Genomic DNA, 18,702 nt, shown 5'->3' on the forward strand with positions numbered 1-18,702 from the left:
CGTGTGCAGAGCGCGGCCTATTCAAGGCGCGCGCCCCTGTTTCTGGCGGGCCACGCCAACCTGATTTTTTGAGCGCCCGCTCCAGCAGGCTCGTCCCTTCATCGTCCACTTCGCTCCACTTGGCAAAGTGGGAATGCACCGTGCGCCATTTCGGAAAGTCACTGGGCAACGCACGCCACTGGCAACCTGTTGGCAGTAGATACAGCACTGCGCACCACACCTCGTACATATCTGCCGTCGCAGGCTTCGTGCGTTTGCGGGCTTGTTCCAGAATCGGACGGGTGTGCTCGAACCGCTCACGGCGCATGTCACTTGGGTAGTCTTCTCGCGCATTCGTGCAGTTTGCACGGCTTGAAAAAGATCGTGAACAGGTTCTTAGGAATGGACCACCGCAGAGAATCGCCAGTTCCACGCCACAATCGCAAGAGCGGCATCATCTGGCAATAGCATGGATGTATCAAGGCAAAGATGGCTGTCCGCTTGGATCGCGAGCGTATATGCGCATTGCTGCAGGATGACTGCAAGTTCACTGCTGCTGTTCACCTTTCCGAAAGCGCGTCTGTCGATGTTTTCGACTCTGTCCAGAAGCTGCCTGCGCTGCGCTGTGAGCTGAACAAAGTGCGGTGTCACGAGATGATCTGCGCAGAGCGTCTTCAGCGCGTCGATGTACCAGTCGTCCTCAGGGCCGCCGTAGCAGAACGTCGTAATAATGGTGCGGGAGTCGGACCTAAACAGGAGCGCCAGTACATGGAGCCTGAGTTTGCACGCAAACTGTCTGCGCGCGTCGAAATCGCTATCGGCACCTAGTAGCTCGATGGCGAGATCGTAGGTCAGGTGATTGTGAAACAGGCATGCGGAAAGCCGATTCGCTAGCGCCTTCCCAACGGTCAATTTGCCGACGGCTGGCGGGCCATAGAGGATGACCAACTGTCTATCGTGGTGGAACAAGGGCATCCTCGCGTCATTGGGCTGTGCTTGTGGTCCCGGGCGCATAGTAGGTGACATTGAGCGTGTTGCGAGTGACGCTGCCCGTGGTGCACAGCCGCGTCACTTCGTGCCACGTGTCTTCGTAGGCCCCATCGCGAATGATCACTGTTGCGTTTCCGACAATGGGGAGCACAACGTGGCGCACGTCATGGTGATTGCGTGGATGAAGAATACGAAGCAGCCCGCCCCAGTCGCGCTCCCAGTGGGCGTTGAAGTAAATGATCAGGCGAAATCCCTTGCACAACGATGCATCGACGTGGGGCAGGTAGTGGGTGTCCTGCCCTCCACGAAACGCAACGGCCTCCATCGGGAATTCGCTCAGGTCCGTTCCGCAAAAGTCGGACATCGCGGACCTGAAGTCCTCCGACACGAGCTCGCCGCACATCGCCTGCCACGCATCCGTTAGCGCCGCTGGCTGGTCGACGCCGGACGAGCCCAGAGGGACGATCGTGCGTCGATAAAAATGCCCGCCGTTGCGTTTCCGGAAGTTGAATCCCTCTGTCGGAAATTCATCTGCGAGTTTGTGGGCCAACGCGTCGTTTTGCCATATGCACTGCAGTTCTCCCCATTGGAACGGCGCGTCGTGGCGTGTTCCTCCTGCAATCTGCCTGAGCGCGAAGTATGCGGACGTCATGTTCTCCCTCGTACGAAAAGAAAGCGTCAGTAATGCGATGGGTTGTCTATCGCATGGCTCAATCGTTGCGCCAACTCGTCGATCTCGGCATCATCGATCATGAACGACGGCGCGAGCTTGAGATGTCGATCCGCAGCGCCAATGAACAGACCGTGTCGACGCGCGTCGTGTTGCGCTTGGCTACATGCCGCTGGCGACGAAAAGGTGATCGACAACATCAGTCCTTTTCCTTGCACACTCACGACATCGTCGGTGGCGGGTATACGGTCACGAATTGCCTGCAGCAAGCGCATGCCCTTTGCTTTGACCCGTTCGTAGCAATCCTCGGCATCCAGGTGCTCAAGAATGAATAAAGCTGCGCGGCAACCCAGCAGGTTGCCGGATTGGGTGTGGCCGTGGCGGAAAAGCGGGAGCGGCTGTGTGGCGAAGACATCGGCGATCTTGGCGGTCGTCATGACGGCGGTGATCGGGAAGCCGCCACCGAGACATTTGCTGAAGATCACAATGTCCGGACTCGCGCCCTGGGAGACTGACTCGCACAGGACGCCGGTGCGTCCGATGCCACAATACACTTCGTCGAAGATCAGGGGGATATCGTAGGCCCTGGCGAGCGACGACAGGGCTCGCAAGAAGCCAGCTGGAAACTGCCGGGTTCCCGCCATCGCCATCACCGGTTCGATGATGATCGCCGCTACGGTCGATCCATGCTCGGCAAGAAGCGCTTCCCAGTCTGCCACCTCGTCAATGCTCTGCGGCAATGGCATCGTCATTGAGCAATCTGCGACAAGCGCCAAGGAGCCTTCGTTGATGAAGGGGCGTCGTGTCGCGAGCATCGCGCCAAGCGTGCAGCCGTGATATGCACCGTCGATGGCAACGACTTTCACCCGCTGTGGCTGCCCGCGACCGCGTTGATACTGCCAAGCCATCTTCATTGCGGCTTCGACTCCCTCGCTGCCGCTTCCTACCAGGAACGTTTGTACGAGTCCGGCTGGCGCCAATACCTCGCTTAGCCGCTCCGCAAGCGCATCGGGTAGGAGCGTACTCGTTCCGATGTTGCATGCGTGCACCAGGCTGTCCATCTGCCGTTTGACGGCGTCGATCAGTGCCGGGTGAGAATGACCGAGGCAATGATTGTAGCTGCCGGAGATGCCGTCCAGATAGGGCTTGCCCGCATCATCGTAGAGATAAATTCCTGCGCCGCGCACGATCCTAGGCCGACAATCCTCAAGGGTCATTGGCGTATACGGCGGCCAATAAGCGCGCCGCCTAGATGTAGCGTTCATAGGGTGTCCCTCTAATCGAACATCTCAGTTGCGCGTCGTTTTCAACGATCGACGAGATTGACGCAGTTTCCTTTTTTCCGGTTCCCGGTTCCAGTCGCACGACCGATACTCCCAGGAACGCGAGTAGCTCGGCATGTGTGCTCTCAGGGTTGTCCAGCAGTTGCTCGTATTCGATGGAGAGGATGTCGTGGTGGCCGAAGCGTTCGCAGAACGCGGCGCGATTGGCAAGGTCGTGATCGATGAAATCTACGAGTTCATTCTGCGCTACGGACAGCCGGACATCCCCACGCGCACGTTTATCGTCCCTGCCGACATACCAGACATGATCTAGCAGGCTTTTCCTCAGAGAAACCATGCGCTCAAGGCGATTGCGTCGATCCAGCAGAATGATCTTCAGCTCAGGCAAGCCAGCCAAGATCTCCCAGACATTGACGCCTCCCCATTGCGAGTCGAGATCGCGGAAGAGGACGAACCCGACAGCCTGCACGTACTCAAAGTACGGGCGAAACAGATGTTTCTCGAGGATGTGTTGCGCAGTGGTGTCCTGTACGGTATAGGGCAGCAAGTGCTGGCTAAACCGATTGAATGCTTCGCCATGCATCTCGATGCATGGGTGGGAGCCGAGCAGCGTGCGCAATAGGTGCGTCCCGGAACGGGGCGTCGAGATGATGACGAATTTCGTGTACTGCTTCTGCGCCGCGGCAACCGTGCCGTTCAGGCTGCCACCCACCCATTTGTTGTGCTGCGCCTGGGCAACCTTCAAGCGGAAGAGATCAAAGACCACTGGCGAGTGCTTTGCCAGACCGAGCAACGGTGCGATCACCTCGTCACCCCGTAGCCCTTTGCTGCTCCAGTTTTTTCCGCCGTTCCGGTACTCGCGAACAAACTCGACGATCGCCGCGGTCATGGACGGGTCGATCGGATGTCCTGCAAGATCGCTGCCAATGCGTGCCTCAAGTCCGCTGGTTGGGTGTGACATCCACAAGGACCATTGGGACGCAAACAGGGGCGGCGTTGTCTCAGCCATTCGAGCGGCTCCTGCTGTCAGGGGCCTTCGACCGACGCGCGGACCGTATCTGCACAGCGCATGCGCCAGGGGCGGAGAGGAACAAGCCTCGCAGCAGAATACGCGGGTTGCCCGGATCTTCGACGTAGGCGCTTCGTCCGTGCGAGAGTTGGTCATTGCGCATGATCAATGCTTGCCCCTTTCGCAGCGGAAAACTCAATGTGTAGCCGCTGTCCGGCTTGGTGAGACGCGTCAAGTAAGCAGCCGCATCGAGCACTCTCGGGTCCATGCGCCGGGAATAGTCCCAGTCTGCCGTCACGTCCAGGGTAAACCCACCAACCATTGCGCCGTCTTCTTCTGCGAGGAAGATCGGGCCAACGTGCTCGTACTGCCTATCTAGCCGCGGATCGGTAGACCTGCGTCGGAAGGCCTTTGGGGCCAGTAGGCATTGGGCGAGATCCGGGTGATGGTGAGCAAGCGTCTGAAATGCCGACACGCTGTCGAACAGGATCGATTCGCCGCCACGCAGCGCGTGCTGCTTGCAAAGGAGGATCGAGGTCTTGATCGTGCCGATGGGCAGATACGAACCGTCAGTGTGCAATGCCGCGCTTGACGTGCTGTTGAAGACATCATGCGCACCTGTAGTCAAGCCACCGACTTGGTTCATGCCTGACGGTAACATGCCTTCCGAGTGCAAGCGACGATTGAAGTCAGGCTGATACATCGGGCCAAGATAATAGCGTGCCGACATCTTATTGAAATCGGAAGCATCGAACCGCCATTGATCCCTGACGATCGCGAATCCATATCTGCCGACGTCACGCATGACTGCTGTGACATCTTCCGCATCGAGCACCTGTGCAGACCAACCGCTGAAGCGACTTTGCATACCATTCTCTGATAAGGATTAAGGTTAGCGCGTGACGCCCTGAGGAGAGTCTAGGCTTCAGGTTTTCACGAAGGTACGGCGCGATCGCTCACCGACTTCATATCTATAAATTTACTTATTTTCTATCGATGATACTTGCCGTTTTATATGGTGTGTCTACAAGAGTGTCTGATGGTCGCGTCGTAACAGCGCATGTCGTTAATACACGGCCATGCGCTGTCACGCTCCAGTAGCAGTCTGCTTACGAATCACTCATCGCTTGTCGGCCTAAAGTCAGCTGCGATGGGCATGGTGATATTTAATGCTCTGGTCTGGTCGGCTTCGTCTACATCCCCGCACGGGTTGTCATTGCATAATGTGATATGTGGATTGGCGAAGTATGGAACCCTCTCCTGATCGTCGGCGGCATAAGCCATGATGGTATTGAAACTGCCCTCATCCAACGTCTGCCGCCATCCGTAAGCATAAGTGAACGCACCAGGGCCGGAATCGGCTTTGTCGTGAGCCAGACCCAGATTATGGCCAATTTCATGCGCGAAGGTAATATCTTCGCAGTAATTTCCGGCTTCTTCGTCAGTACCGTCACTCACTGCGGAGTAGCCCGATCCCTGCATATTGCTATTGTACGATTGAAGCCCGCCACCGTTCAGCCAAGCCATGCCGCAAGCGCCTTGATTTGCGCTGTAGGGGCGTAGCAAGGTGACAAGATCGGCACCCTGGGTGTCACGCGTGCTGTGCAGTGCCGCTAATGAAGAGCTACCTGAGGCTTCGGTCAGGTCCTGAAGTGCGGCAACATCCGTGGTGGAATCGGTGTAATTAACCTGCTGCGTACCGATCAGGCGCAGGCGTCCATTCACTTGGCTATCCATGTAGGCACGGTTGGTAACGGCGACCAGATAGTTGATGCGTGTGTTAACGGCATCCACCGATCCTAACTCGCGGACCAAGCCTGGGGTATAACCTACAAGCACGTCGACCACTGCCGGGGTCGTTGCGCTGGCCGCCTGCTTCACTAGTGCAAGGGTGTGTTGTAAATCTTGCTGGCTTAACGGTTGCTTTGGCGGAATCAGGTAGTCGGACGCCATGGAACTATCATTGCTCTTGAGGCGATTAATAGCAATGTTTTTTGGTAGGCGTTCTGCGATATAAAGCTTTCCGCCCCGGGTGACGATACGAAGCGATGTGTTATTGCCAGCCGGAAATGATCCGAATACTGCGTTGCGCCCAAAAGTGATCACTACACTTTGCTTTTCTGAGGGTAGGGCGCCGACAAAGGTCCAATGATCTTTGTCTTGGGTGTTCTGAGAGATGGTTTTTGCATAGATGCGTCGGCCGTCAGGCAGCGGTAGCCAAAGCCCACCGGCAGCCGCATCATCGTAGGCTTGCGATTCGCTGATTTTGATCGGGCTTAGCCTTTCCGTTGAAGTGATACTAGTCTTCTGTTGGTTTGAAAATGAAAGCCATTGGTCTGCTGCCAATGCCATGGAGGTAGCGGAGCAGCTAAGTCCAAAAAATATCGTCGCTGCTAAAAAATTTATTTTCATTTCAACTTTTTGTTTGGGTAATTAATTAAATGGTACGGAGCGAAATGCGCCGTTGCGAAATCATATTTGCAGCGCTACGCGTAGAAAATCATGCCGGCCTGCGGTTAACTATGCTGAAGAGATCAAATAAATTCAACGCCTCTCTAGCTGGCCTGTGATGTAATTGTGATGAATTGTGCTTTTCTTTGTGGCATCCGTCATAAGTGCATTTAATGCACCTGAAAAATTTATGAGGGCATGTATACGAAAATCATTAGAGGTCTGGATATGAGACTTTTTATGGAAATTAATAAGTGCCATGTCGCAACGTTCCCGATTTTGAGCTGCGCGACGTCGGTTGCTCTTAAGGAAACTCTAAACAACTCCCCCTGGTCCTGCGACAATCCCACAGATGCAACGGGACGACGACGATGCAACTGACCTTCGGCGACGCGGAGTACAACGGCAAGCGCAAGCGGACGCGGCGTGAAGTGTTCTTGGCCGAGATGGACCAGGTCGTGCCGTGGAAGGACCTGCTGGCGCTGATCGAGCCGCACTACCCGACGTCGGGGAAGCCCCGGCGCCAGCCGTATCGGTTGGAAGCGCTGCGCCCAGCTCGGCCAAGAACAAGGAGGGCGAGCGCGATCCGGACTTCACCAGACCAAGAAGGGCAACCAGTACTCCTTCGGGATGAAGGCGCACATCGGGGTGGACGACGACTCCGGGCTGTTGCACCACGTCGCATGCACGGCGGCCAACGTGGCCGATGTGACGCAAGCGCACAAGCTGCTGCACGGCAAGGAAGACGGTGTGCGGGGACAGCGGCTACACCGGGCTTGAGAAGCGCGATGAGATGAAGGGCAAGCGCACGCTGCGCTACCTGATCGAGGAGAAGCCCTCGACGCTGAAGCAGATCAAGAACAAGCGCGAACTGAAGTTGGCCAAGCGCTGGGAGCACACCAAAGCCAGCCTGCGTGCGAAGGTGGAACACCCGTTTCGGGTGATCAAGCGCCAGTTTGGCTACGCCAAGGTGCGCTATCGCGGTTTGGCGAAGACCACCGCACAGGTGCTGACGCTGTTTGCACCGTCGAATCTGTGGCTGACGCGCAATCAGTTAATGCCTGCTGCGGGGAAGGTGTGCCTGCAACCCGGGCAACACCCCGCAAACGCGCCGAAAGCGGCAACAAATCAGGGATTTGAGCGCCCCTTGGCGCGGTTGATGTAGCTTGCTTCGTTTTCCGGCCCCGTTGATCAGACCATCCTTAGGGTGAGCAAGGCGGGCGGGGCGCCATCGGCTGTGGGGGTCACCCGAGCATTTCACCGGCAAGATGCGCATCGACGCACCTTTCCAGGCCGACGCACCGGCGCGGGTAGGCGGTGCCACCGTCACCTTCGAACCGGGCGCGTGCACTGCATGGCACACCCATCCGCTGGGCCAGACCCTAATCCTCGCTACCGGCGCCGGGCGCGTGCACGAGTGGGGCAAACCGGCGCAGCAGATCCGCCCAGGCGACATCGCTTGGATTCCGCCGGGCGCCAAGCATTGGCACGGTGCGAACGCCAACGTGGCGATGACGCATATCGCGATTGCCGAATCGCAGGACGGCTTGCCGGTGACCTGGCTGGAGCAGGTGAGCGAGGCGCAATACGCCGCTGAGTAACAGCGTTGATGCTCATGCGGTGGAAGTGCCGCGTTGGCGGACTCTGCGGCGATGTGCTGGTTCGCTGTGGTGCCTGCGCCGCGTACACCAGGCATCACGCCGCTTCGGTTGCATCCTGCGCAGTGGCGCGCAGCCGTTGCGCATCGCGTGCGGGCGGGATGCCGAGAATGCGTGCGTAGTCGCGACTGAACTGCGATGCGCTCTCGTAGCCAACGCGGAAGCCGGCGTCGGCAGCGGTGAGCGCCTCGGCCACCATCAGGCGACGCGCTTCGTGCACACGCAGCTGCGAGCGGTATTCCAGCGGAGTCATCGTGGTGACTGCCTTGAAATGCGCATGAAAGGTGGAGCGGCTCATTGCCGAGAGATCGGCGATCTGCTCGATGCTGAAACGCTGCGCGTAGTGTTCGCGCAACCACACGATGGCCTTGGAAATCTGGTTGAGCCGGCTGTCGGCGATGGCCATCTGGCGCACCGCCGCATTGGCCGGGTCGGCCATCAGGCGATACAACAGTTCGCGTACGATCAAGGGAGCGAGCGCGGCAATTTCATGCGGTTGGTCGAGCAGGCGCGTCAGCCGCAGCGCGGCGTCCTGTAGTTGTGGCGTGCTGCGATTGAGCAGCAGCCCAGCCGATGCCGCATCGCGCTGCGTCTCCACCAGTTCCGGATGCTTGATCGCCAGCTCGCTGAGTAACGCGGTGTCCAGGTCCAGGCAGAAGCATAGATACGGCTGCGCGTCGCTGGCTTCGATCACCGAGCCGACGATGGGTAAATCCACCGACGCCACCAGATACATCCGCGGATGATAGACGTACGCCTGCGCGCCCAGCATGGCTTGCTTGCGACCCTGCGCCACCAGACACAGCATGGGCGTATAGACGGTCGGCATGGACACGCTGGGCGAGGCGCTGCGCATGATCTGCAGCCCGGCGATCGGGGTGGTATGCATGCCGTCGCGGGGGGCATGACGCAGCAATAGCGTGCTCAATTCGGTCAGCGAAGACATGCGAAAACCCGTCGACGATGCAATGCGGCCCGGCCGCGAGAGCGCCGATCGTACAAGAGTGCAGGTGGTGTCGGCGGCAAGGCATGCAGCGTGTAGGGCCGCGTCCGCTGGAAAAGGCGGCTGCAGTTGCAGCTGGCCTTGAGCGGAGACAGCTTCGGCACTGATAGGTCACTCACGTGCCGGCCGTATCATGTGCGCGTCTCCCGCATCTTTGGCATGCCATGCCCGCAAAACGTCCCAGCTTCCCGACCCCGACCAGTCCCGCCGAGTGGAAGCGGCTGGAGGCCGCTGCCGCAGCAGAGCTGGACCGGCGCACTGCGCAGGCGCATCTGCAGATCCTCGGGCTGTTGCGTACGCATGGGCATTTGTTGAGCGACGCGCAGCGCCGCAGCCTGCACAAGCGCCTGCTGCGCGGCGAGCGTTGATCTGCGCAAGCACGACCAGTGCGGTTGTTCCGGAGCAGTTGAACACACCTTGCGATACCGCGCCTCAGCGGTGAGCTGACTGATGCAGCGAGTTGGCCCGGTGCGCCACCAGGCCAATGGCTGCGCTGTGCAGACTGCCATCAGATTCACGCAGTCAGCGGGTGATACGCAGCTTGCAGGTTCTCGATGCCGTCGTTTCCAGTGGCAATGACATGTCGCAGACACCCACCCTGCGCCAGTTCGCAGGACCGGCACCCGCGTTTCAGCGGTGCCATCGTCACCATAACCACCAACGCCGCTTGCGCATCCCCCCGGCAAGCGAGCGCTACGTCGCCACTCCCCAAGGCGGCTGCTCGCCCAGCCGCTCCAGCAGAAAATCCACAAACGCGCGCACGCGCGGCGGTTGCAGCTGACGCGCCGGCATCACTGCGCTGATCTGCGAGGTGGGCGGCGGGTAGTCGCGCATCACTTCGACCAGACGGCCGCTGCGCAATTCATCGGCGATATGCCAGTACGAATGCACTGCAATACCCTGGCCGGCGATTACCGCATCGCGTATCAGCTCGCCGAAGTTGCTCTCGAAGCGGCTCTGCATGCGCACGCGCACCAGCCCGCCCTGGGGCGTCTGCAGGGTCCACACGTCCTGGCGGCCATCACGCCCCATCAGCAGCACGCCGGCGTGCTGAGCGAGTTCGTCCGGTGTGCGCGGCGTGCCGTGACGTTGCAGGTAATCGGGCGAGGCCGCCAGGGTGCGGCGGTTGTCGGCGATGCGCCGGGCCACTAGCCCGGAGTCGTCCAGCGGGCCGATGCGGATCGCCAGATCGAAGCCTTGTTTGACCAGATCCACCAGGTCGTCGCTCAGGTGCGCGCTGATACGCAGGCGCGGATGACGGGCCTGAAATTCCGGAAGCAGCGGCGAGACGTATTGGCGCCCGAATGAGGCGGACATGGTCATGCGCAGCACGCCACCCACATCGTGCGCGCTTTCGCGCAGATCTTCGGCCAGCGCGTCCAGATCTTCCACCAGCACGCGGCCACGTTCGGCCAGCCGCTGCCCTTCGGCAGTGGGATGCAGGCGGCGCGTGGTCCGGTGCAGCAGGCGCACGCCCAATTCGCGTTCCAGGCGCTTGAGACGCTGGCTGGCCACCGCCACCGACAGATCCAGGCTGCGCGCGCCCGCGGTGATCGAGCCCAGGTCGAGTACGCGCAGGAACAGGGCAATGTCGCCAAGACGGTCCACGCGATTCTCAATGATTGATTGAAGGTGAATCAGGATAGCAGGGGTTTTTGCGAACAACTGCCAAGCGCAGGCTGTGCGCAGTCTTCCTTGGTCCATCCCCATGTCTAGCCTCACATCCACGCGTTCGTCGCGCTTTCCGCCAGCGTTGCTGGCATTGACCATCGGTGCCTTCGGCATCGGTACCACCGAGTTCGTGATCATGGGATTGCTGCAGCAGGTGGCCACCGATCTGGGCGTTTCGCTCAGCGCGGCGGGCCTGTTGATCAGCGGTTATGCGCTGGGTGTGTTCGTCGGTGCGCCGGTGCTGACCCTGGCCAGCGCACGCCTGCCGCGCAAGGCGGTGCTGGTCGGGCTGATGTTGATCTTCACCGTCGGAAACGTGGCCTGCGCGCTGGCGCCGGACTACACCAGCCTGATGGTCGCGCGGGTGCTGACGTCGCTGGCGCACGGCACGTTTTTCGGCGTCGGGGCAGTGGTGGCCACCTCGCTGGTGCCGGCCGAACGCCGTGCATCGGCCATCTCGCTGATGTTCGCCGGGCTGACCGTGGCCACCTTGCTCGGCGTGCCGGCGGGTGCCTGGCTGGGCCTGCAACTGGGCTGGCGCGCCACATTCTGGGCGGTGGCAGCGATCGGCGTGCTGGCCACTGCCGCGGTTGCGTTGTGGGTGCCGGCGGCTGCCGGTGCTGCCACTCCGGTGTCCTGGCGGCAGGAACTGGCGGTGCTGCGGCGCGGCCAGGTGCTGCTGGCCCTGGCGATCACGGTGGTGGGCTACGCCGGCGTGTTTGCGGTGTTCACCTACATCCAGCCGCTGCTGCTGCAGGTCACCGGGTTTACGCAGTCGGCGGTGTCGCCGGTGCTGCTGGTGTTTGGCGTGGGCATGATCGTCGGCAATCTGCTCGGCGGGCGGCTGACCGACCGTCGTCCCACGTCGGCGTTGCTGGGCAGCCTGGCTGCATTGGTGGTGGTCCTGGGCGCGCTGGGATTGGCGCTGCACAGCAAGGCCGCGATGGTGATTTTTGTCGGGCTGCTGGGCGTGGCCGCCTTCGCCACCGTAGCGCCGTTGCAGTTGCGCGTGCTGGAACATGCGCGTGGCGCCGGCCAGAACCTGGCGTCCAGCCTGAATATCGCCGCCTTCAACCTGGGCAATGCGCTGGGCGCGTGGCTGGGTGGCGTGGTGATCGCCACGCAGGCCGGTCTGGTCGCAACGCCGTGGGTGGCTGCGCTGTTGAGCGCTGTCGGCCTGGGTCTGGCGCTGTGGAGCGTGCAGTTGCAACGCTGCCGCACTGCATCGCCGTCGGTGTGCGCGCAGGTGGGTTGAGTTCGTTGCCCGCTGGTCATTGGCCGTGGTGGCGCAGTGTGCGTCCGGCGGATTTCGATGTGCTGCACAAACGCTGGTTTCGCTGCCAGCAAATGCTGTCGCGAGCATGAGCGACGACGCAGCGCATCTCTCATTCAACGTTGCAAGGAGTCATTCGATGGAAACCCGTCTACTCGGCCGTTCCGGTTTCAAGGTGCCCGTGCTCGGTTTGGGTGCCGGCACGTTCGGCGGCAAGGGGCCGTTGTTTTTCGCATGGGGCGACACCGATGTGGCGCAGGCGCGGCGCATGATCGACCTGTGCCTTGAGGCTGGGCTGAACCTGTTCGACACCGCCGATGTGTATTCCGATGGCGCGTCCGAAGACATCCTTGGTCAGGCGCTGCAAGGCCGCCGCGATCAGGTGATTCTCTCGACCAAGACCGGCCTGCGCCTGGGCAATGGCCCCAACGATGCCGGCGCGTCGCGCTTCCGCTTGCTGCGTGCGGTGGATGCATCATTGCGGCGCTTGCGCACCGACTACATCGATCTGCTGCAGCTGCACGCCTTCGATGCGATGACGCCGATGGAAGAAACCCTGTCCACGCTCGACGGCCTGGTGCGCGCAGGCAAGGTGCGTTATCTGGGCGCTTCCAACTACGCCGGATGGCAGCTAATGAAATCGCAGGCGGTGGCCGATGCGCACGGCTGGAGCCGCTTCGTCGCCAACCAGACCTATTACTCGCTGGCCGGGCGTGACTACGAGTGGGAACTGATGCCGCTGGGCATCGACCAGGGCATTGGTGCGGTGGTGTGGAGCCCGCTCGGTTGGGGAAGACTCACCGGCAAGGTCCGCCGCGGCCAGCCATTGCCGCAACACAGCCGGCTGCATGCCACCGCCGCCGCTGGCCCGGCGATCGACGATGCGCGCTTGTTCGACATCGTCGATGTGCTCGACGCCATTGCCGCAGAGACCGGCCGCAGCGTGCCGCAGATCGCCATCAACTGGTTGTTGCAGCGGCCGACCGTGAGCACGGTGCTGATTGGTGCGCGCGATGAAGTGCAGCTGCGCGAAAACCTGGGTGCGGTGGGCTGGTCGTTGACCGATGATCAGCGTGCGCGTCTGGATCAGGTGAGCGCAGTAGAACCGCCGTATCCCTATTACCCCTATTGGCGCGGGCAGTTTGCAGAGCGCAGCCCGCTGCCGGTGTAAGGCGGGCCGCACCAGCGCGCCACGCTGCAACCCAATGCCGCAGCGTGGCACGCGTGACTGCCGACGTTCTAGCGCAGTCGCGTCACAGTGGCCGTGCCGCCGGGCCGATCACTTCCGGCTTGATCGCTCCTACGCCGTTGCTGCCTTGCAGCTGTCGGCAATGGTCCAATGCCGTCATCGCCGAGTCGTAGCCGATCATCGCGCTGCCGTCGATGGCCGATGCATAGAGCAAGTTGCCGCCTGTACGCGTGGCCAATGCACGCGCGATGGCTGGCGTGGTATCGAACAATTTGATCGAAGCACCGAGTAATGCCAGCTGGCCGCTACGCGTTTCCAGCGCGGCCAGCACGGTCGCCGATGGTTGGCTACGCGTGGTGCGCGCGACCGCCTTAACAGCGCTGGTGTTGTCGAGATAGATCGCATAGCGATCGACGCGGCCCATGGGTGCATTCGCGCTGGTCTGCGCGCTTCCTCGCGATTGCGCGGCGGCAATGCTGCGCGTGGTGTCGGCCAGCTGTACCACTGCTGCTGGAATCAGCCGGAAACTGGCACGGTCCACCACAACGGTTTGCCCGGTTGCGGCAGCACGCAGGCGGGCGCGATCGAACACCTGTGCCGAGACGGGTGCAGACATGCCGGCGGCAACGACGCACAGCAGTGTGATCAGAGAAGTTTTCATGTCAGTGGCCCACCACGCGCATTTCGAATTCCTGCAGTTGTTCCTTGCCGTTGTCGGCGAGCATGTCGTCCACCTCCAATGTCCAGCGACCGGCTGCCTCCTCGTCCAGGAAGGCATTGCTGGAGGTCAGGAACACCACGAAGCCATCACCCGGGTCGAGCGTGGAAAACGGCGTCATCACGGTGCTGCGGGTGCCGCTTGGCGATACCAGCACGACGCGCAGTTCACGAGGATTCTTGTGCGTTCCTCCGAAGAACAGCTGTACGCCTTCCACCTTGAAGGACTGCTTGATGTCGATCGCCAATCGCGCCGGCGAGCCGATGCCGCCGATGGTGCTGCTTTTGCCGTCGTAGACGGTCCATTCGGTGTCTTGCATTGCCGGCAGCGGGGTGAAATGCACGGCGCGCTCCACCGCCGCTGCTGCATCCACCAAGCCGAAGCCATACCAGTTGCTGAAACGGTGGCCGGCCGCGTTGGTGATCCAGGCGGGCTCGATCACGGCGTCCTTGTAGAACACCTTGGCTTGATGGGGATCGACCTGCACCGCCGTCGTTGCCAGGATGTATTTGACATCGCGCAGCGTCAACCGCGGGTTGGCGCTCAGCATCAGCGCTGCGACGCCTGCAACCGTCGGTGTCGAGGCAGAGGTGCCATTCATGCGTGCGTTGTAGTTACACGAGGCATCGATGTTGGAGTGGCTGGTATCCAGCGCATTCTGCGGCGCGCGTGCGCGATCGCGATTATTGCCTGCAGCGCATCCACTCAGGTCGGTGGTGACGATCGCCGGTGAGAAGAATGGCTGCGGGCCTTGCGCAGCGATCAGTGTATAGAACGGACTGAAAGTCTCCGGATGCGGGTCGAAGCGGTGCTGGAAGCCATATTCGCCAGACAGCCCGGATACCCACAACGCGGATCCGGGCGATGAATAACTCGCGCGCACGCCGTTGGCGTTGACCGCACCCACCACAATCATGGTGGTCAGGCTGTTGAGGTTGTCCATATTGGCGCTGCTGCAGGCGACGCCAAGCTGCCGGGTCTGGTCGCTGCAGCGATCGATCAGCCTGCCCTGTGCATCCACGTCGAGCAGCGTATTGAAATCATTGCCAGCTGCCTTGACGTAGATGCCGCCCTTGCCACCACGCTGGGCACGCATCATTTTTTCCAGAGAGCGCTGCTCGTCGAGATCGCTGAATGGATAGACCGCTGTCAAGACGCCGAAGCTGTTGTTGTACACGTCCATCGCACGGGCTTCTGGGCCATCGCCCCAGGAGTAACGGATATCGACGTACTGCTTGCTGCCATCGAGTATGGAAAGTGCGTTGAAGCCAGCCACATTCGCTTCCGGCGCAACGCCACGTCCACCCAGACCATTCCATCCACGTGCCGCGATGATGCCGGCGACCGCGGTGCCATGGCCATTGTCGATTTCATCCGCAGGCGGCGTCGGGTCGTTGGAACCATTCAAGAAGTTATGCGAGCCGCCGACAATCATGTTATCGACGAGATCCTCATGGGCAATCTCAAGCCCGCCATCGATGACCGCCACATTGACTCCGGCTCCGCGAATGCCAAGCGTGTGCAGGACGTCCACATCCAGATCGACGCCTGGCCGTGGACGTTGGTCGCCGAACACCGGCTGGCCTTGATTGAGCAGATGCCATTGGTAGCGAAACAACGGGTCGGTGCCGGTGGATTTTGCGGTGGCGCTGTGTGTCGCGCTGGTGCTTGCAGTAGCGTTTGCAATGGGCGTGGCAGCGACGGCCGGTGTTGCAGCCAGCGCCGAATGTGGCGCGCTTCCGATCAGCAGCGCGCCGATCAGCGACGTGAGCGGGCGCCTGCGAAAAGAGTGCATTACTGCGAAACAGCGAGCAGCAGGAGTCATGTCGGTTTATCTCGGGACGGCTAAAAAGCGCATTTCTCTTTATGGAATAAAATGCGATCAGGTCGTGCCTCGGCCCCCCTGTGCGTGTCGACGCAGCCGATGTTGGCAGTGCGTCTGCACCGGCAACAGTCAGAGTTAAGCGTGGGAGCTCAGTGCCTGCAATGCCTGCGACCGATGGTGCCTGCGTGACCCGCCGCACAATTTGCGACGTGTTTGTCCAGTTGCGTCTTGCACGCGAAATTTTCTGCAGAAAATTTTCTGCGGAATTCGGCAGCAGAGGTGATTTTGATTGAAATAACCCATCACGATGCGTCGCGTTTCTTCGCATCTGGTGCTGCTTTCAATTGCGTGCGTCTGGCTATTCCCACCGCATGCCGCGCATGGGGAAGGTGTCTACGTCGTTGCCGCGCAGCGTTTTGCAATGCATGACATGACTGGCAGGCGCGCCCGCGCCGCGACCATGTAAAACGGCGCGCTGTCGTTTGCAAGGTTCCGCGCAGCAGTCCCGCTGCTGCGCGGCTCGATATGCTGCGCCGATCTACCAGCGGTACGCTACCGACATTTGATACTGCCGCCCGGCAATCGGCCGGCCCATGAACACACCACCGGTGGCCGCACCAGGCACGCGCACGTTGCCTTCGGTCAGGCCGAGCGTGTCGGTGACGTTGCTCCCGCTGGCGGTCACTTCCCAATGCTCGCCCACATGCAGGTTGGCGCCGATATCCAGCATGTCGTACGAGGGCAGGCGCTGGCTGTTGGCCAGATCCGCGAAGCGCTCGCCGATGTACGAATAGGTGGCAAACAGCTTGAGATCGCCGAACGGTAGCATCCAGTAATAGCTCGGCGTGATGCGGAACTGGCGCTTGGGCTGGCGCATTACCTGGTTGCCAGTGAACTCGCGATAGTTGCGGTATTTCGCATCCAGCCACACCCCGGTGCCAGCCAGCTCGAAACCGCCGAACGGCCGGATCGCGCCTTCCACTTCCAGGCCGCGTGCGCGCGAATCGCCCACCGCGGTGAAATTCTGCCCATTGGCCAGAAACGCCTGGAACGGCGAATTCTTGAAGGTGTTGTAAAAGGCGGTGAGATACAGGTCGTACGCACTGGTGCCGGATTTCAAGCCCAGCTCGTATTGATCCACGTCCTGCACGCGGTTCTGGCCATCGCGCAGGTTGTCGAAACCAGGAAACTTCACTCCGGAGTTGACCCGGGCGAACAGGCTGTTGTTCTGATCGAGCGTGAAGTTCAAGCCGGCGGTCCACGAGAACGCTTCATCGTCCTGATCGATGCGCCGCGTGGTTGCCAATGCCAATGAGGTGGCGTTGTCGTACAGCGTGGCCGGGTTGCCATCCAGATCCACGGTCGTGGTGTCGTGCACATCCCCGGTCACGCGCTGGCGCTCGTAGCGCGCACCTAGATCCAGGCGCAGACGCTCGCTCAGTTCCCACTCGTCGGCAACTAAAGCGGCGATGTTTTCACCGTTGTACTTGGCGCGCAGGTTGAGGAAGGCAGTGCTGGTAAAGCCCTGGCGCGTGGGCTGGCGGCCATCGTCCAATGCCACATCGATGCGGCGCGCGTTGTTTTGCGCAGTGAGCAGCATGGTGTTGCCCAGGTACCAGATGTCGGCAGAGGAATACTTGGCGTAATACGCACCTACGGTGAGTGTGTTGCCGGCAAACAACTCGCGACTCAGGCGCAGGTCGTTGGTGAAGGAATTCAACCGTTTGTCCACCGACCACCAACCGGCCTCGAGCACCTGCTGATTGGGGTCCACCGCACCGCCGCCATTGGTGTAACTGGCGCTACCGCTGCTGCCGTAACTGGCAATGAAATCGCCCAGGCGTTGCGGCGCATCGCCGGTAAATAGCGCAGAGGTCGGCGCGCTGCCGCTCATCACGTTGAAGCGGTCGGCAACGGTCCAGCCGCCGCTCTCCCAGTTCCATTCGCCACCGAACACATCGATGTCGACGCCGCGCCCGTCGGCCAGATCGCGTCGCAGTGTCTGGCCATTGGGGCCGACCAACAGATCCACATTGCGGAAGTCGCGGCCAAGCAGGGTGCCAGTCTGCGCGTTCAAGCCGGGAAAACTGGAAAGATCGGCGCCGTTGTTGCGCGACAGCAGCGGAATCGCGGTGTAAAACGCATTGTTATCGTCGGTGTGGCGCGCGTAAAACGACAACTCGCCGCTGTCCCAACGCTTGCTCAAGGTGGCGCTGAACTGGCCGCCTTTGTCGGCGGAAAACTGCGGGTCGCGCACGCCGTCGGTTTCGCGGAAGAAGCCGCCCACGCTGTAGTACCAGCCATTGCCCATCGGCCCGCTGTTGAACACATCGATGCGGCGCAATGCGTTGTTGCCTCCGGTCAGGCGCACGCTGCCTTCGGGTTCGTCCTGGCCTTTTTTCTGGATGAAATTGACGGTGAGGCCGGGCTGGCCGTTGGAAAAGATCGGGCTGGAACCACCGCGCAACACTTCCATGCGCTCAACCGTATCGTCGACGCGGAATAGCGTGGAATTCTCCAGGAACGACAAGGTCGGCGGCGGGAACAGCGGCGAGCCATCCAGTTGCATGGTCACGAACGGCGCATCGCCTTCCGAAGGCATACCACGCACGAAGATATTGGCACCGGTCCCGCCGCCGCTGGGCTCAGACTACACGCCAGGCACGATCTTGAGCAGGTCGGCGGTGCTCTGTGGGACCGCTTGCTGGATCTGTTCCGGGCTGGCCGTGGTGATCGAAAAACTGGCATCGCGTTTGGCCAGTCCTTTGAAGCGCGCGGTGCCGCTGACGATGACCGCATCCAGCGTGGTGGCGTCCTGATTGCCCGCTGCAGGCGTAGCGGTCTGCGTGCGGCCATTCGGTGCCAGCAGCACCGCAGCGACGGCGAGCGAAAGGGTGTAGCGGGGTGATGAAAAACGCATGCGCAAGGCTCCTTGTCTTAAGTGCAAGAACGCTGTCGAGTCACGCAGTGGTGTGCATGCATC

The 18,702-nt window shown here is 60.9% G+C and carries 13 protein-coding genes and 4 pseudogenes; 5 read left to right on the forward strand and 12 right to left on the reverse strand.

The window, feature by feature from the left end:
• Positions 1-28 precede the first annotated feature (28 nt).
• The 7 genes and pseudogenes from NX05_RS22515 to NX05_RS12560 form a co-directional block, all read right to left on the reverse strand.
• A pseudogene (locus tag NX05_RS22515) lies at positions 29-307 on the reverse strand (transposase); the annotation flags it as partial.
• A 68-nt stretch (positions 308-375) separates the two neighbouring features.
• Complete coding sequence (locus NX05_RS12535; protein WP_039436190.1) at positions 376-954, reverse strand: AAA family ATPase; 579 nt, start codon at positions 952-954, stop codon at positions 376-378.
• Positions 955-961: 7 nt separating this feature from the next.
• Complete coding sequence (locus NX05_RS12540; protein WP_039436187.1) at positions 962-1,621, reverse strand: 2OG-Fe(II) oxygenase; 660 nt, start codon at positions 1,619-1,621, stop codon at positions 962-964.
• A gap of 26 nt (positions 1,622-1,647) precedes the next feature.
• The gene (locus NX05_RS12545; RefSeq protein ID WP_172645759.1) at positions 1,648-2,826 is read right to left on the reverse strand and encodes an aminotransferase family protein; all 1,179 of its coding nucleotides are present in this window, start codon (positions 2,824-2,826) and stop codon (positions 1,648-1,650) included.
• A 61-nt stretch (positions 2,827-2,887) separates the two neighbouring features.
• On the reverse strand, positions 2,888-3,931 hold the full coding sequence (locus NX05_RS12550) for a sulfotransferase family protein (protein ID WP_039436182.1): 1,044 nt from the start codon (positions 3,929-3,931) through the stop codon (positions 2,888-2,890).
• Positions 3,924-4,799 carry a TauD/TfdA family dioxygenase gene (locus tag NX05_RS12555; RefSeq protein WP_080764580.1) on the reverse strand — a complete coding sequence of 292 codons (876 nt, stop codon included), beginning with the start codon at positions 4,797-4,799 and terminating at the stop codon, positions 3,924-3,926. Before NX05_RS12555 ends, NX05_RS12550 begins: the two co-directional genes overlap by 8 nt.
• Before the next feature lie 248 nt (positions 4,800-5,047).
• Entirely contained in the window at positions 5,048-6,343 is a 1,296-nt protein-coding gene (locus NX05_RS12560) for a reprolysin-like metallopeptidase (RefSeq protein WP_039436180.1), read from the reverse strand.
• A 410-nt stretch (positions 6,344-6,753) separates the two neighbouring features.
• Between NX05_RS12560 and NX05_RS12565 the strand changes: the two are divergent.
• Together NX05_RS12565 and NX05_RS12570 are read left to right on the forward strand one after the other, a co-directional pair.
• Positions 6,754-7,466 (forward strand): annotated as a pseudogene (locus NX05_RS12565) (IS5 family transposase); the annotation flags it as partial.
• A gap of 114 nt (positions 7,467-7,580) precedes the next feature.
• Positions 7,581-7,983, forward strand: a pseudogene (locus NX05_RS12570) ((R)-mandelonitrile lyase).
• A 94-nt stretch (positions 7,984-8,077) separates the two neighbouring features.
• On the opposite strand, the gene NX05_RS12575 reads toward NX05_RS12570, so the two are convergent.
• Complete coding sequence (locus NX05_RS12575) at positions 8,078-8,986, reverse strand: AraC family transcriptional regulator (RefSeq protein ID WP_017122884.1); 909 nt, start codon at positions 8,984-8,986, stop codon at positions 8,078-8,080.
• A 221-nt stretch (positions 8,987-9,207) separates the two neighbouring features.
• Between NX05_RS12575 and NX05_RS12580 the strand changes: the two genes are divergently transcribed.
• Positions 9,208-9,411, forward strand: coding sequence for a hypothetical protein (locus NX05_RS12580; protein WP_010366955.1), 204 nt, complete (start codon positions 9,208-9,210; stop codon positions 9,409-9,411).
• A 325-nt stretch (positions 9,412-9,736) separates the two neighbouring features.
• Here NX05_RS12580 and NX05_RS12585 read toward each other — a convergent pair whose 3' ends face one another.
• Positions 9,737-10,651: a LysR family transcriptional regulator gene (locus NX05_RS12585; protein WP_039436769.1), complete on the reverse strand. Its 915-nt coding sequence runs from the start codon at positions 10,649-10,651 to the stop codon at positions 9,737-9,739.
• Positions 10,652-10,751: 100 nt separating this feature from the next.
• Here NX05_RS12585 and NX05_RS12590 point away from each other — a divergent pair, with 100 nt between their 5' ends.
• Together NX05_RS12590 and NX05_RS12595 are read left to right on the forward strand one after the other, a co-directional pair.
• Positions 10,752-11,969, forward strand: a complete 1,218-nt coding sequence (locus NX05_RS12590; RefSeq protein WP_039436770.1) for an MFS transporter — start codon at positions 10,752-10,754, stop codon at positions 11,967-11,969.
• A gap of 157 nt (positions 11,970-12,126) precedes the next feature.
• Entirely contained in the window at positions 12,127-13,158 is a 1,032-nt protein-coding gene (locus NX05_RS12595) for an aldo/keto reductase (protein WP_039436771.1), read from the forward strand.
• Between the two features lie 82 nt (positions 13,159-13,240).
• Here the strand turns inward: NX05_RS12595 and NX05_RS12600 are convergent, their stop codons facing one another.
• The 3 genes and pseudogenes from NX05_RS12600 to NX05_RS12610 form a co-directional block, all read right to left on the reverse strand.
• The gene (locus NX05_RS12600; protein WP_039436773.1) at positions 13,241-13,837 is read right to left on the reverse strand and encodes a hypothetical protein; all 597 of its coding nucleotides are present in this window, start codon (positions 13,835-13,837) and stop codon (positions 13,241-13,243) included.
• 1 nt (position 13,838) lies between these two features.
• The gene (locus NX05_RS12605; protein WP_039436775.1) at positions 13,839-15,689 is read right to left on the reverse strand and encodes a S8 family serine peptidase; all 1,851 of its coding nucleotides are present in this window, start codon (positions 15,687-15,689) and stop codon (positions 13,839-13,841) included.
• Between the two features lie 568 nt (positions 15,690-16,257).
• Positions 16,258-18,639, reverse strand: a pseudogene (locus NX05_RS12610) (TonB-dependent receptor).
• Between the last annotated feature and the right edge of the window lie 63 nt (positions 18,640-18,702).

This window comes from Xanthomonas vasicola (genome assembly GCF_000772705.2).
Classification (GTDB): Bacteria; Pseudomonadota; Gammaproteobacteria; order Xanthomonadales; family Xanthomonadaceae; genus Xanthomonas; species Xanthomonas vasicola.

Coding starts and splice junctions, on each gene's coding strand:
- NX05_RS12595 (WP_039436771.1), top strand. CDS start 12,127: ATGGAAACCCGTCTACTCGGCCGTTCCGGTTTCAAGGTGCCCGTGCTC.
- NX05_RS12575 (WP_017122884.1), bottom strand. CDS start 8,986: ATGTCTTCGCTGACCGAATTGAGCACGCTATTGCTGCGTCATGCCCCC.
- NX05_RS12535 (WP_039436190.1), bottom strand. CDS start 954: ATGCCCTTGTTCCACCACGATAGACAGTTGGTCATCCTCTATGGCCCG.
- NX05_RS12550 (WP_039436182.1), bottom strand. CDS start 3,931: ATGGCTGAGACAACGCCGCCCCTGTTTGCGTCCCAATGGTCCTTGTGG.
- NX05_RS12605 (WP_039436775.1), bottom strand. CDS start 15,689: ATGCACTCTTTTCGCAGGCGCCCGCTCACGTCGCTGATCGGCGCGCTG.
- NX05_RS12600 (WP_039436773.1), bottom strand. CDS start 13,837: ATGAAAACTTCTCTGATCACACTGCTGTGCGTCGTTGCCGCCGGCATG.
- NX05_RS12590 (WP_039436770.1), top strand. CDS start 10,752: ATGTCTAGCCTCACATCCACGCGTTCGTCGCGCTTTCCGCCAGCGTTG.
- NX05_RS12555 (WP_080764580.1), bottom strand. CDS start 4,799: ATGCAAAGTCGCTTCAGCGGTTGGTCTGCACAGGTGCTCGATGCGGAA.
- NX05_RS12540 (WP_039436187.1), bottom strand. CDS start 1,621: ATGACGTCCGCATACTTCGCGCTCAGGCAGATTGCAGGAGGAACACGC.
- NX05_RS12580 (WP_010366955.1), top strand. CDS start 9,208: ATGCCCGCAAAACGTCCCAGCTTCCCGACCCCGACCAGTCCCGCCGAG.
- NX05_RS12560 (WP_039436180.1), bottom strand. CDS start 6,343: ATGAAAATAAATTTTTTAGCAGCGACGATATTTTTTGGACTTAGCTGC.